We start from the raw sequence: 14,767 nt of genomic DNA on the forward strand, positions 1-14,767 counted from the left end.
AGAATACTTTATCTATCTTTGCCCGTCTTTAAAAATGAGAAAAGTATGATTAGTTATCAGACAGAAGGCATTGAGATGCCTGCCATTAAGAAAAGGGAAACTACCGAATGGATAAAGAAGGTTGCCGCCGACTATGGAAAAAGAGTCGGTGAAATAGCTTATATCTTCTGCTCCGATGAAAAGATTCTGGAAGTAAACCGCCAATATTTACAACATGATTATTATACGGATATCATTACGTTCGACTATTGTGCCGGCAACCGTCTTTCGGGCGATTTATTCATCAGTCTGGATACTGTCCGCACGAATGCAGAGCAATTCAACCAACCGTACGAACGAGAACTTCACCGCGTCATCATACATGGTATCCTGCATCTTTGCGGCATCAATGACAAAGGTCCCGGAGAACGCGAAATAATGGAAGCGGCAGAAAACAAAGCATTAGAAATGCTGAATATCTGATTCGCTTCTTCCACACATACTATCAGTCTTGAAGCGGAAAACAGGGTCGGTTTTTATTCTTGGGGATTTAATAGATGAAGCAAACACCTGTCGAAGTTGTGTCGAAACGCTCATAAACTAAAAATCACCCTCTTCCGGGCGCTGCATACGTTTTAAACTCCCTAAGTCGTTTCATTAGCCGGACTAAGCGTTTTCGTCCTTTCGATTACGTCTGTCTGTCCGTCGGATTACTACAGTCTCCGGCAGTGGACTGTATAGTCCGCTACAGTAGACTGTACAGTCCATTGCAGTGGACTGTACGGTCTGCTGCAATGGACTGTAATAATCTTCCGTTTAAAAGGGCTTGGTTGCCCCTACGAAACGGCTTACTCTTCCCTTTGCATCCGATATGACATATCGCATCCCCAAGAAACCAATCTGCCCCGACATACATCGCTCCCAAACAGAGCACTTCAATGAGAAAGTACTCGATTCCTGACAAAATAATCCCTCGATTCTCTTTTTTATCATCCTTTTTCCTCTCTCTATCATTTTCTAACAATCCCTCAACCTACTTTCTGACAACTTTTTAGTAATTTTGCCACGGTAAAAAGAAATAAATCAATGGATTTTAAGTACGACGTAATTGTAATTGGTGCCGGACATGCCGGTTGTGAAGCAGCCGCTGCCGCAGCGAACCTGGGTTCAAAGACTTGCCTTATCACTATGGACATGAATAAGATTGGGCAAATGAGCTGTAACCCGGCTGTGGGAGGCATCGCAAAAGGACAAATCGTAAGAGAGATAGATGCACTCGGAGGATACATGGGAATTGTAACCGACCGCACTGCTATCCAGTTCCGCATGCTCAACCGCTCAAAAGGGCCTGCCATGTGGAGCCCGCGTGCGCAGTGCGACCGTGGTAAATTTATCTGGGCATGGCGTGAAATATTAGAGAACACACCCAATCTGCATATCTGGCAAGATACAGTAGAGGAGTTGATAGTCGAAAATGGTGAAGTAACCGGACTGGTCACTTGTTGGGGAGTTACATTCCATGCAAAATGTATCGTGCTGACCGCAGGAACTTTTCTGAATGGGCTGATGCATATCGGCCATAAGAAGTTGGCGGGAGGACGAATCGCCGAACCAGCTTCTTACCATTTGACCGAGTCTATCACTCGCCACGGTATCACTGCCGGACGAATGAAAACCGGTACTCCTGTTCGTATTGACGGTCGCAGCGTACACTATGAACTGATGGAAACACAAGATGGAGAAAATGACTTCCATCGCTTCTCTTTCATGAGTGAGCCGCGCAAACTTAAACAACTGCAATGCTGGACTTGCTTTACGAATGAAGAAGTGCACAAGATTCTGCGTGAAGGACTCCCCGACTCTCCCCTTTTCAACGGACAAATTCAGAGTATCGGTCCCCGCTATTGCCCCAGTATAGAAACAAAAATCGTAACCTTCCCGGATAAAGAACAGCATCAGCTCTTCTTGGAACCTGAAGGCGAAACGACACAGGAACTTTACCTCAATGGTTTCTCCTCTTCCCTGCCAATGGATATCCAACTAGCCGCATTGAAGAAGGTACCTGCTTTCAAGGATTTGGTTGTTTACCGCCCCGGCTATGCCATCGAATATGATTATTTCGATCCTACCCAACTGCAACATACGTTGGAATCGAAAGTAATCAAAAACTTGTTCCTTGCCGGACAAGTGAACGGAACAACCGGTTACGAAGAAGCCGGAGGGCAAGGTATCATTGCCGGCATCAATGCACATATCAACTGCCACGGTGGAGAGCCATTCACCTTGGCACGAGACGAAGCTTACATCGGTGTATTGATTGACGACCTCGTGACAAAAGGTGTTGACGAGCCCTACCGTATGTTTACCTCACGCGCCGAATATCGCATCCTGCTCCGTCAGGATGATGCTGACATGCGCCTGACCGAGCGGGCATATAAGCTGGGCCTTGTCAAACAAGACCGCTATGAGCATCTGTGCAGCAAGCGTGAAGCTGTAAACTCCATCATTGATTTTACCAAGAAGTTCTCTATCAAAGCAGCACTCATCAATGACGCTTTGGAAAGTCTGGGAACTGCCCGCCTCACCCACGGATGCAAATTAATAGATTTAATAAACCGTCCACAAGTAACGATAGAAAGCATCGCCGAACATATCCCCGCGTTCAAAGAAATGCTGAACAATATAACCGACCGCAAAGAAGAGATAATCGAAGCAGCCGAAGTACTTATCAAGTATCAGGGATATATCGACCGTGAACGGATGATAGCCGACAAGATTCACCGTCTGGAAGCTATCCGCATAAAAGGTAAGTTTGATTATAATTCGCTGAACTCGCTCTCTACCGAGGCCCGTCAGAAATTAATAAAGATAGACCCTGAAACATTAGCGCAAGCCAGCCGTATCCCGGGAATCTCGCCCAGCGATATCAATGTCCTGCTGGTGCTTCTCGGAAGATAAAGAGGCAATGTTTCACGTGAAACAAGTTATTTAATTATTAAACAATAAAACGCTGGTTATGAGCAAAGAAACGCTATTAGCTAATTTAAGAGAAATACCTGATTTTCCTATCCCGGGTATTTTATTCTATGATGTCACTACGCTGTTCAAGAGTGCCGAGTGCATGCAAGAGATGTTGGACACATTGTATGAGATGTACAAGGACAAAGGCATCACCAAAGTGGTGGGTATCGAATCGCGAGGCTTCATCATGGGTGGTGCTTTGGCCGCACGTTTAGGCGCAGGTTTTGTAATGGCACGTAAACCGGGCAAGCTCCCCGCTGAAGTATTGGAGGAAACATACGCCAAAGAATACGGAACCGACACCATCCAAATACACAAGGATGCTATCAGTGAAGACGATGTTGTTTTGCTGCACGACGATTTATTGGCTACAGGCGGAACAATGGCAGCCACTCATCGCTTAGTGCAGAAGTGCGGTGCCAAGAAAACATATATCAATTTCATTATAGAATTAAAAGAGCTGAACGGAAGAAAAGCATTCCCTGCAGATATCACTGTGGATACACTGCTGCAATTATAACTTCGCCTGCAGTCGAAAAATGTACTTTGGAGGTGTGTCAAAACTAAAATGGCCTATCCAATCGTCAACTGTAGAGGCAGGGGTTGCCTGCCCGAAGACACAAAGCAAACTGTTTTCGGGCGAGCGAACCTCGCCTCTACGAACTAAACGACAGTATTATCCACATTTTGACACAACCCCATATTCCGAATAATGTATTCGCGAATAGCTGCGAATAACCAAACATTACCGCTACAGCCAAAGATAGTATATAAACCTTTGGAATAGACGTATGAAATCCGTCTTTAGCCCAAGACAATAACATTGTAACAATATGGAGAAAAAAGAAGAGATTAGCACCAATGAATATCTGAGAGGAATTGTTCTCAATCTTCCCGAAAGCCCCGGCATTTATCAATATCTGAATGCTGAAGGAACCATTATTTACGTTGGAAAGGCAAAGAACTTAAAACGTAGAGTCTCTTCTTATTTCAACAGAGAACACCCTAACGGAAAGACACGGGTGTTGGTCAGCAAGATTGCAGATATCCGTTATATCGTAGTGAAAACAGAGGAGGATGCTCTCTTACTCGAAAATAACCTAATCAAGAAATACCGTCCGCGTTACAATGTGATGCTGAAGGATGACAAGACCTACCCTTCTATCTGCGTAAGCAACGAATACTTTCCCCGCATCTTCAAGACACGTAAGATTATACGCAACGGCTCCAGTTATTACGGCCCGTATAGTCATGTTCCATCGATGTATGCCGTACTCGATTTGATTAAAAAGCTCTATCCTATCCGTACCTGCAAACTGAACCTCACCCCGGAGAATATCAACGCCGGAAAGTTTGATGTCTGTCTGGAGTATCATATAAAGAATTGCAAGGGACCGTGCATAGGACGCCAGTCTCACGAAGATTACCTGAAAGACATCAGTGAAATCAAGGAAATTTTAAAAGGTGATACACAAATTGTGAGCGACCTGCTCATGGAGGAGATGCAAGCTTTGGCTTCTGAAATGAAGTTTGAAGAAGCGCAAAAGATAAAGGAAAAATACGACCTCATCGAGACCTATCGTTCCAAAAGTGAGGTTGTCAATTCCATCATTCATAATGTCGATGTATTTTCCATTGAAATGGATGAAAACTCAGCTTACATCAATTACCTCCACATCACCAACGGTTGCATAAACCAAGCCTTCACATTCGAATATAAAAAGCGTTTGAATGAAACCAAAGAAGAACTTTTGCAATTGGGAATAGTGGAAATGAGGGAACGATACAACAGCACTTCACGCGAGATTATTGTCCCGTTCGAGGTGGATATGGAGATGAACAATGTCACTTTCACCATCCCCCAAAGAGGTGAGAAGAAACACTTGCTCGACCTTTCCGTCATGAATGTAAAGCAATATAAAGTAGACCGTCTGAAACAAGCGGACAAGCTGAATCCCGAGCAAAAGAAAGTGCGCATCCTGAAAGAAATACAAGACCAACTGCACATGGAGAAAATGCCTGTCCACATCGAATGTTTCGATAACTCCAATATCCAAGGCTCGGATGCCGTAGCCGCCTGTGTGGTGTTCAAAATGGGTAAGCCCAGCAAACAGGACTATCGCAAGTTTAATATTAAAACGGTAGAAGGCCCCGATGATTATGCCTCCATGAAGGAAGTTGTCCGACGCCGCTATACTCGTGCCGTCGAGGAAGGTTCTCCCCTGCCCGACCTCATCATTACTGACGGTGGAAAGGGGCAAATGGAGGTCGTTCGTGAAGTGATTGAAGACGAACTTCATCTGAATATTCCCATTGCCGGACTTGCCAAAGACCGCAGACACCGCACCTCGGAACTGCTTTACGGATTTCCTCCACTTACCATCGGCATTAAACAAAGTACACCGTTATTTCATCTTCTAGAGAATATACAAGACGAAGTACATCGGTTCGCCATCACTTTCCATCGTGACAAACGGAGCAAGAGTCAGGTAGCCTCTGCTTTGGACAGTATTCCGGGAATCGGCGAGAAGCGCAAATCCGCCCTTCTAAAAACGTTTAAGAGCGTGGCACGCATTAAAAAAGCCACACTAGAAGAAATAGCTGCCGTAGTGGGCGAAGCCGCCGCTAAAAATATCAAAGAAAGCCTTACAGAATAAAAGGGATTTTCTACCTTTGCATCTATACTACCTGCAAGAAACGATAAAAAATAAAATATGAGAATAGTTATACAACGAGTAAGCCATGCATCCGTCACCATCGATGGGGTCTGCAAGTCGGCCATAGAAGAAGGATTAATGATATTGGTAGGCATTGAAGAAGCTGACAATCAGGAAGATGCAGACTGGCTATGCAAAAAGGTTATTGGTCTGAGAGTGTTTGATGATGAAAATGGAGTAATGAATAAGTCCATCCTCGAGGCTGAAGGTAACATATTGGTTATCAGCCAATTTACTTTATTCGCATCCTATAAGAAAGGCAATCGCCCCTCTTACATCCGTGCGGCACGGCCTGAAACAGCCATTCCTTTATATGAATACTTCTGCAGCGAACTCAGCATCGCCCTTGGACGTGAAGTAGGCACAGGAGAATTCGGAGCCGACATGAAAGTTGAACTTCTGAACAACGGCCCTGTTACTATATGTATGGACTCAAAAAACAAAGAATAATATGACACTGGAAGAAGCACAGAAAGAAGTAGACCGCTGGATTAAGACATACGGTGTGCGCTACTTCAGCGAACTGACCAATATGGCCGTACTGACTGAAGAAGTGGGTGAGCTGGCCCGCATCATGGCACGTAAATATGGTGACCAATCCTTCAAGGAAGGTGAAAAATGTAACCTTGCAGACGAAATGGCCGATGTGCTTTGGGTGCTCCTCTGCCTCGCCAACCAGACAGGTGTAGACCTGACGGAAGCCTTTCATCGGAATCTCGAAAAGAAAACAAACCGAGACAAGGACAGACATAAAAACAACCCCAAATTATAAAGAATTATGGAACATAACCACGATTGTAGCCACGGTCACGAACATGACCACGGACACGAAGACGCTCATGACAAGTATATGGAAGCACTTGCCAAATACAACACCCATCTGAATGATGAAGATGTAAAAGCAAAAGTAGCCCATTTCATCGAAGAGCATCTGGCTGAAAACAATACACCGGAAGTTAAGAAATTCCTCTTCCATTGCATTGACCTCACCACGTTAAAGTGTACCGACTCGGAAGAAAGTGTGATGAAATTTACCGAGAAGGTGAACGATTTCGTTGATAAATATCCCGATTTGGACAATGTAGCCGCCATTTGTGTTTACCCCAATATGGCAGAGATAGTAAATGATACACTGGAAGCCGACAAGGTAAACATTGCCTGTGTATCGGGGGGATTTCCCTCTTCACAGACATTCATTGAAGTGAAAGTGGCAGAAACAGCCATGGCTATTCATAGCGGTGCAGGCGAAATAGACATTGTCATCCCGGTCGGTAAGTTCCTGACAGGTGACTACGAAGGAATGTGCGATGAAATCGAAGAATTAAAAGCAGTATGCGGAGACAAGCATTTGAAAGTAATTCTGGAAACAGGAGCACTCGGAAATGCTTCCAACATTAAGAAGGCATCCATTTTATCGATGTATTCGGGTGCAGACTTCATCAAGACCTCTACCGGCAAAGAGAATCCTGCCGCCACTCCCGAAGCGGCCTATGTGATGTGCGAAGCCATCAAAGAATATTATATGGCTACGGGCAGAAAGGTCGGCTTCAAACCCGCAGGAGGTATCAATACCGTGCACGATGCACTGGTATACTACACCATCGTAAAAGAAATATTGGGTAAAGAATGGTTGACCAATGAATTATTCCGTTTGGGAACAAGCCGCCTGGCCAATCTGCTCCTTTCCGAGATTGTCGGTCAGGAAACCAAGTTCTTCTAAGAGCCGCATACGCTACCATTATCGATAAGGGTGTGTCAAAACAAAAATGCCCCTTCCGAAAAGTTACAGATTGTAACTACCAAACTTAAAAGAGCCGTATCAAACTCTGTCGCGAGTAATGATACGGCTCTTTCTCTTGCTTTTAACGACACCATCATACCCCCAAACAATGGGCATTGTTTGGGAAAGTTGTTTCCATTGTTTTCATAAAGTGTCCCTATTGTTTTGAGAAAGTCTCCCTTCGGAAATTAAATTACCTGTCCATCTAAAAAACGCTTGAAGCAATTCCCTATTCCAACTTGAGGTGAGGGCTATTTTTCCCGTTCTATCACGTAATCAATATAAGCAGTCAAAGCATCTTTAATGCCTGTGTCGGCAGTGGAAGGAAGCAACCCCAATGCTTTATTACGATAGTCCACCATCACCTGTTTAGCATACTCTATACCGCCATTCTTCTTCACATAATCGATGAAAAGGGATATTTCTGCATCTGTGGCGTCCAAGGATTTAATGCGAAGCGCCAATTGGCACATCCGCTCATCCCCCAAAGTATTCAGAACATGCAATGCCGGTAATGTCAACTTACCCTCATGCATATCATTGCCGGTCGGCTTGCCTATCTCATCGGGAGAATAATAATCGAAGATATCATCCTTAATCTGGAAAGCAATCCCAATCATCTCACCAAACAACCGTGCATTTTTCACCATTTCATCGGAAGAGTCGACCGCTACAGCCCCGGCTTCGGCACTGGCTGTAAAGAGAGCGGCTGTCTTCTTACGAATCACATCATAATAAACTTCTTCGGAAAACTCGGAAGCATTGATATTGGTCAACTGGATAATCTCACCTTCTGCAAGATTTTGCCCCAGCCGTGCCACCAAATCAACAATACGGATAGAACCCGTCATGGCAGAATGCTTCAGACTGGTAGCCAACATATAGTCTCCCACCAATACAGATACCTTATTATTATAGATAGCATTCACCGACGACTGCCCGCGTCGCTTATCGCTTTCGTCCACCACATCGTCATGCACCAGACTTGCCGTGTGAAGCAACTCCAGCGAAAGAGCGGCATGAAGTGTAGAATGATTGATTTCACCGAATAATTTGGCCATCAGCAACGTCAGGATAGGACGCATCATCTTGCCATTCCTCTGCTTAATATAGGTCAGCACCTCACTAAGTAAAGGATTGGAGCTTTGGAGCGAAGCGTCAAACAAGGATTTGAACTCTTCAAACTCCTTAATAATAGGCAATTTGATTTGCTGTAACTTCTCCATACAGGTTAATTTGAGCACAAAAGTAGTAATAAAACGCGGAATACGGTATTTTTTTGTACTTTTACCATGAAAAAACTAAAGATTTTTAAGAATGGACAAACTTTTTCTGCTGGATGCTTATGCATTGATATATCGCGCATACTACGCTTTCATCAAAAGCCCGCGCATTAACTCCAAGGGTTTCAACACTTCAGCCGTACTCGGCTTTGTCAATACGCTGGAGGATGTATTGAAAAAAGAAAACCCGACACACATTGGTGTAGCATTCGACCCTGCCGGACCTACTTTCCGCCACGAAGCATACGAACAATACAAGGCCCAGCGCGAAGAAACGCCGGAGGCAATCCGTTTGTCCGTACCTATTATAAAGGACATTATCCGCGCTTACCGCATTCCCATTCTTGAGGTTTCAGGTTATGAAGCCGATGATGTAATCGGTACATTGGCTACCGAAGCCGGACGGCGCGGCATCACAACTTATATGATGACTCCCGACAAGGATTATGGCCAACTGGTGAGTGATTATGTGTTTATGTACCGTCCCAAATATGGTGACAAAGAATTTGAGGTAATGGGGATAGAACAGGTAAAAGCGAAGTTCGATATCCAGTCGCCGGCCCAAGTCATCGATATGCTGGGATTAATGGGTGACTCATCCGACAACATCCCCGGCTGTCCGGGCGTGGGAGAAAAGACGGCACAAAAACTCATCGCCCAATATGGAAGCATTGAGAACCTCCTCTCCCACACCGATGAGTTGAAAGGCGCACTGAAGACAAAGGTGGAAACTAATCGAAAAATGATTGAGTTCTCCAAATTTCTGGCGACCATTAAAATCGACGTTCCCATTGCGCTGAACATGGACGAGCTGAAACGTGAAGAACCCAACGAAGAAGAACTTCGGAAGATTTTTGAGGAAATGGAATTCCGCACACTCATCGACCGCGTTTTTAACCGTGAAAAGAAAACGGCTTCGGCAAGTGCGGCTTCAAAGTCACACGGCAATGCACAAGGCTCACTTTTCGGTGACCAACCTTCGTTATTTGACCAGCCGAGCCCTTCGTCATCTTCACAGGCTTCATCGCAAGGCAATCTCTTTGCAGAATTTGAAGACGAGAATACAGGAAGCGGAAATTATTCAAATCTCGCATGTTTAGAAAACTTAAAATACGACTATCAACTCGTTGATACAGAAGAGAAAAGAGTCGATTTAATACAAAAGTTACTTACAAAAGAAACTTTCAGTCTAGACACGGAAACAACAGGAACCGACCCTATCACCGCCAAACTGGTAGGAATGAGTTTCAGCTACGCCGAAAACCAAGCTTTCTATGTTCCCATTCCCGCCGAACAAGAAGAAGCACAAAAAATTGTTAATGAGTTCCGACCGGTATTTGAAAAAGCAGGAGCACTGAAAGTGGGACAAAATATCAAGTACGATATGTTGGTGCTAAGCAACTACGGAGTGGAAGTTTGCGGTCCGCTGTTCGACACCATGGTAGCACACTACGTGCTGCAACCCGAACTGCGCCATAACATGGACTATCTGGCAGAAATCTATCTGCATTATCAGACGATTCATATAGAAGAGCTCATCGGACCTAAAGGCAAAAGCCAAAAGAATATGCGTGACCTCCCTCCCGAAGCTATATATAAGTACGCGTGCGAGGATGCCGATGTCACCTTAAAGCTAAAGCATGCACTAGAGAAGGAACTGAAAGAGCAAGGAGCCGAAAAACTCTTCTACGAAATAGAGATGCCCCTAGTACCCGTCCTTGCCTATATGGAAAGAAATGGCGTGCGTGTAGACACGGAAGCACTGAAACAAACCTCGGAGCATTTCACAGCTCGCATGAATCAAATAGAAGAAGAAGTGCACCGGTTGGCAGGGACAGACTTCAACATTGCATCGCCCAAACAAGTGGGAGAAGTCTTGTTTGACAAGTTACACATCGTAGAAAAAGCGAAAAAAACAAAGACCGGCCAATACGTGACCAGTGAGGAAGTATTGGAAAGTCTGCGCGGAAAGCATGAAATAGTGGGCAAGATTCTGGAACATCGAGGACTGAAGAAACTACTTGGAACCTATATCGATGCCCTACCCCTGCTTATTAATCCGGAAACAGGCAAAATACATACGTCTTTCAACCAGACGGTAACCGCCACAGGGCGCCTCAGTTCGAGTAACCCGAACCTGCAAAATATCCCTATCCGCAACGAAGACGGTAAAGAAATCCGCAAAGCATTCATCCCGGAAGACGGATGCGAGTTTTTCTCTGCCGACTATTCTCAGATAGAGCTCCGCATCATGGCCCACTTAAGCGGTGACAAAAATATGATAGAAGCCTTCCGCGAAGGAGACGACATCCATGCCGCCACAGCCGCCAAAGTATATAAAATAGCCATCGAAGACGTGACGCGCGAACAACGCAGTAAAGCCAAAACCGCCAATTTCGGTATTATCTACGGCATCTCGGTGTTCGGACTGGCAGAACGCATGAATGTTCCCCGCCAAGAAGCTAAAGAACTGATAGACGGCTATTTCGAGACCTATCCGCAAATCAAGGAATATATGGAGAAAAGCATCGAACGAGCACGTGCCAACGGTTACATCGAAACCATCTTCGGCCGTAAACGTTTCTTGCCGGACATCAATTCACGCAATGCCGTAGTACGCGGATATGCTGAGCGAAATGCCATAAACGCTCCCATTCAGGGAAGTGCAGCCGACATTATCAAGGTAGCCATGATTAAGATATTCCAACGCTTTCAATCTGAAAGTATACGTTCAAAAATGATACTTCAGGTGCATGATGAGTTAAACTTCAGTGTTGTGCCCGAAGAGAAGGAAAAAGTACAGCAGATTGTAATGGAAGAAATGGAAAAAGCCTATCTGATGCAAGTACCTTTAAAGGCAGACTGCGGCTGGGGAAATAATTGGCTGGAAGCACATTAACAAAAGTACATAAGCAGACAATACGCTATATCACAACATATTAAAGGAGACCAAACGAATGGTCTCCTTTTTTATCCGCCTATCATTATCGTACGCTCAAGCCCCTGTTTATCCCCTTCCTCCCCAAAGACCGCCAACCCGATAACACAGAAATAAACAACTGTCATTTCCCCGCTACTCCCCTATTATTCAAAATAAATACATGAGGCCCTTTTTCTCCCCCTTAGATACATTCTGTTACATACCGAAAACTTCAAATTATTAATATTTGTTTATTTAGTGACATTTTGCAAAAATATCATCTTTTTATTGCAGATTTGTTAGGTTGTTCAATTTCTTTTTGTACATTTGCACCGCTTTTAGAAACAATATGAAAGTAACAATCTAACACGCTAATATCATGAAGAAGATTAATTTTTTGAAAGGAATGCTCTCTGTAGCAATGCTATTTATTGCCAGCCTTACAATTTCCGCTGCAAATCCGGGTGACAACCTGATTCACAATACAGAAGAAGTAAACGGAGTAATCGTTTCGGAAACTGTTTTCAAGATGGACGGTAATATGCTGACCAATTACATGAAGCACAACTATAAGTACGATGCAAACCAACAACGTACCGAAGATGAAACCCAGAAATGGAACAGTAACAAGAACTGTTGGGAGAACACCCTCTGCATCCGCTACACTCACGGAAACAAGAGCATTACTACCGAATATTACAAATGGAACTCTAAGAAGAAAGAATATATATTAGTACCTGAAATGACCGTAACTATGGATAAATAAAATGTTCGCTTAACTAACAATCTAACACTTTTCATAAAATTCTAAACGAAAGGGCAGTCGCGATGACTGCCCTTTTTCGTACTCCTCCGACCAATTCTACCTGCAATTATGAAGCACGATAAAAAAAGAATGGTTATCTTTGCAGGCAAATTAATGGATAATAATCAAAAAAACAGATAGATAATGGCTTTACAATGTGGCATTGTCGGCCTTCCGAACGTAGGAAAGTCGACACTTTTCAATTGCTTATCAAATGCAAAGGCTCAAGCAGCCAACTTCCCTTTTTGTACCATCGAACCCAATGTAGGCGTCATCACCGTACCCGACGAACGTTTGACCAAGCTTGCCGAGCTGGTCCATCCGGGACGCATCGTACCCACCACAGTGGAAATAGTTGACATAGCCGGACTGGTGAAAGGCGCCAGCAAAGGCGAAGGATTAGGAAACAAATTCTTGGCCAATATCCGCGAGACCGACGCCATCCTGCACGTGCTCCGCTGCTTTGACGATGAAAATGTAACCCACGTGGACGGCAGTGTAGACCCTGTACGCGATAAGGAAATCATCGACACCGAACTCCAGCTGAAAGACTTGGAGACCATTGAAAGCCGCATCCAGAAAGTGCAGAAACAGGCACAAACGGGCGGTGACAAGGTGGCCAAGCAAACATACGAAGTGCTTGTCAAATACAAAGAAGCCTTGGAGCAGGGCAAGTCTGCCCGCACCGTACAATTTGAAAGCAAAGACGAACAAAAGATTGCCAAAGAATTGTTCCTGTTGACTTCCAAACCGGTGATGTATGTATGCAATGTGGACGAAGCGAGCGCAGTCAGCGGTAACAAATATGTCGAGATGGTGCGCGAAGCCGTAAAAGAAGAAAATGCAGAAATCTTGGTCGTAGCAGCCAAGACAGAAGCCGACATTGCAGAACTGGAAACATACGAAGACCGCCAGATGTTCCTGCAGGAAGTAGGTTTGGAAGAATCAGGTGTCAACCGTTTGATTAAAGCAGCCTACAAGCTGTTGGATTTAGAGACATTCATCACAGCCGGAGAAATGGAAGTGAAGGCATGGACTTACCGCAAAGGCTGGAAAGCCCCCCAATGCGCCGGAGTTATCCATACCGACTTTGAAAAAGGCTTTATCCGTGCCGAAGTCATCAAATACGAAGATTACATTCATTATGGTTCGGAAGCAGCCGTAAAGGAAGCCGGAAAGATGGGCATTGAAGGCAAGGAATATGTGGTGCAGGATGGCGACATCATGCACTTCCGCTTCAATGTGTAAGATATTCTCTTGTTGGGCAATTGTAAGATATCATTAACAACTGCCCAACATAACATTAATCAATCATATACCCAAAATGACAAACAACGAACCTAACTTTCTTATTATAGGAACCGGTGGCGTTGGAGGCAGCATTGCCGGTTTTCTTGCTTTAGCAGGAAAAAATGTGACATGCATTGCCCGTGGCAAACACCTGGAAGCCATCCGCGAAAAAGGACTTCACTTGAAGTCGGATTTAAAAGGCGAACATTACCTTCCCATAAAAGCCTGTACAGCCGAAGAATATGACGGACAAGCAGACGTCATCTTCGTATGCGTAAAGGGATATTCCATCGACTCCATTCAGGACGTTCTGGAACGCGCTTCGCACCCAGACACTTTAGTGATTCCTATCCTGAATGTGTATGGAACCGGTCCCCGCATCGGCCGACTTGTTCCACGTGTAACGGTGCTCGACGGCTGCATATACATTGTCGGTTTCGTATCCGGCACAGGCGAAATCACGCAAATGGGCAAGATATTCCGCCTTGTCTTTGGAGCACGCCCCGAACAAGGCATAGCTCCCGAACGCCTGAAAGCCATCGCAACTATACTGATAGATGCAGGCATCAAGGCAGACATATCGGATGACATCAACCGAGACACTTTCATCAAATGGTCCTTCATCTCTGCCATGGCATGCACAGGAGCTTATCACGACGTACCGATGGGCGCATTGCAGCACCCCGGCGCAGAACGCGATACCTTTATCGGCCTGTCGCGCGAAAGTAGCGAAATGGGACGTCGCATGGGCATCATATTTCCCGAAGACCCGATAGAATACAACCTGAAAGTAATTGACAAGCTAGACCCCCAAAGCACTGCCTCCATGCAGAAGGACATTGCCAAAGGCCACGAATCAGAGATACAGGGAATGCTGTTCGACATGATTGAACTGGGAGAAAAACTGGAGGTGGACATGCCTACTTATCGCAAAGTGGAAAAGAAATTCAAGACCTGTCATTCGTAACCCCC

13 protein-coding genes are annotated in these 14,767 nt (G+C 44.9%); 11 read left to right on the forward strand and 2 right to left on the reverse strand.

Features of this window, described 5'->3' with window-relative positions; genetic code table 11:
* Positions 1 to 45: 45 nt before the first annotated feature.
* Positions 46 to 462: an rRNA maturation RNase YbeY gene (gene ybeY / locus IR173_RS13265; RefSeq protein WP_237040076.1), complete on the forward strand. Its 417-nt coding sequence runs from the start codon at positions 46 to 48 to the stop codon at positions 460 to 462.
* A 333-nt stretch (positions 463 to 795) separates the two neighbouring features.
* On the opposite strand, the gene IR173_RS13270 is transcribed toward ybeY, so the two are convergent.
* Positions 796 to 972: a hypothetical protein gene (locus IR173_RS13270; RefSeq protein WP_237040077.1), complete on the reverse strand. Its 177-nt coding sequence runs from the start codon at positions 970 to 972 to the stop codon at positions 796 to 798.
* A gap of 93 nt (positions 973 to 1,065) precedes the next feature.
* On the opposite strand from IR173_RS13270, the gene mnmG reads away from it, so the two are divergent.
* From mnmG to deoC, 6 genes are all read left to right on the forward strand, one after another.
* Positions 1,066 to 2,937, forward strand: a complete 1,872-nt coding sequence (mnmG, locus tag IR173_RS13275; RefSeq protein ID WP_237040078.1) for a tRNA uridine-5-carboxymethylaminomethyl(34) synthesis enzyme MnmG — start codon at positions 1,066 to 1,068, stop codon at positions 2,935 to 2,937.
* Between the two features lie 58 nt (positions 2,938 to 2,995).
* A complete protein-coding gene (locus tag IR173_RS13280) occupies positions 2,996 to 3,520 on the forward strand; it encodes an adenine phosphoribosyltransferase (protein WP_237040079.1) in 525 nt (174 codons plus the stop codon).
* 313 nt (positions 3,521 to 3,833) lie between these two features.
* Positions 3,834 to 5,657: an excinuclease ABC subunit UvrC gene (uvrC, locus tag IR173_RS13285; protein WP_237040080.1), complete on the forward strand. Its 1,824-nt coding sequence runs from the start codon at positions 3,834 to 3,836 to the stop codon at positions 5,655 to 5,657.
* Between the two features lie 57 nt (positions 5,658 to 5,714).
* Positions 5,715 to 6,167, forward strand: a complete 453-nt coding sequence (gene dtd, locus IR173_RS13290; RefSeq protein ID WP_237040081.1) for a D-aminoacyl-tRNA deacylase — start codon at positions 5,715 to 5,717, stop codon at positions 6,165 to 6,167.
* A gap of 1 nt (position 6,168) precedes the next feature.
* A complete protein-coding gene (locus IR173_RS13295) occupies positions 6,169 to 6,489 on the forward strand; it encodes a nucleotide pyrophosphohydrolase (RefSeq protein WP_005945269.1) in 321 nt (106 codons plus the stop codon).
* Positions 6,490 to 6,495: 6 nt separating this feature from the next.
* Entirely contained in the window at positions 6,496 to 7,437 is a 942-nt protein-coding gene (gene deoC, locus IR173_RS13300) for a deoxyribose-phosphate aldolase (RefSeq protein ID WP_237040082.1), read from the forward strand.
* A gap of 311 nt (positions 7,438 to 7,748) precedes the next feature.
* Here the strand turns inward: deoC and IR173_RS13305 are convergent, their stop codons facing one another.
* The gene (locus IR173_RS13305; RefSeq protein WP_237040083.1) at positions 7,749 to 8,723 is read right to left on the reverse strand and encodes a polyprenyl synthetase family protein; all 975 of its coding nucleotides are present in this window, start codon (positions 8,721 to 8,723) and stop codon (positions 7,749 to 7,751) included.
* Between the two features lie 91 nt (positions 8,724 to 8,814).
* Between IR173_RS13305 and polA the strand changes: the two genes are divergently transcribed.
* The 4 genes from polA (at position 8,815) to IR173_RS13325 (ending at position 14,762) form a co-directional block, all read left to right on the forward strand.
* The gene (gene polA / locus IR173_RS13310) at positions 8,815 to 11,679 is read left to right on the forward strand and encodes a DNA polymerase I (RefSeq protein ID WP_237040084.1); all 2,865 of its coding nucleotides are present in this window, start codon (positions 8,815 to 8,817) and stop codon (positions 11,677 to 11,679) included.
* Positions 11,680 to 12,079: 400 nt separating this feature from the next.
* Complete coding sequence (locus tag IR173_RS13315; protein WP_237040085.1) at positions 12,080 to 12,466, forward strand: DUF3836 domain-containing protein; 387 nt, start codon at positions 12,080 to 12,082, stop codon at positions 12,464 to 12,466.
* A gap of 183 nt (positions 12,467 to 12,649) precedes the next feature.
* Positions 12,650 to 13,753, forward strand: a complete 1,104-nt coding sequence (gene ychF / locus IR173_RS13320; protein WP_237040086.1) for a redox-regulated ATPase YchF — start codon at positions 12,650 to 12,652, stop codon at positions 13,751 to 13,753.
* A gap of 76 nt (positions 13,754 to 13,829) precedes the next feature.
* Positions 13,830 to 14,762 carry a ketopantoate reductase family protein gene (locus IR173_RS13325; protein ID WP_237040087.1) on the forward strand — a complete coding sequence of 311 codons (933 nt, stop codon included), beginning with the start codon at positions 13,830 to 13,832 and terminating at the stop codon, positions 14,760 to 14,762.
* Positions 14,763 to 14,767: the final 5 nt, after the last annotated feature.

It is taken from the genome of Phocaeicola faecalis, from assembly GCF_021730445.1.
In the GTDB taxonomy this organism is placed as follows: Bacteria; Bacteroidota; Bacteroidia; order Bacteroidales; family Bacteroidaceae; genus Phocaeicola; species Phocaeicola faecalis.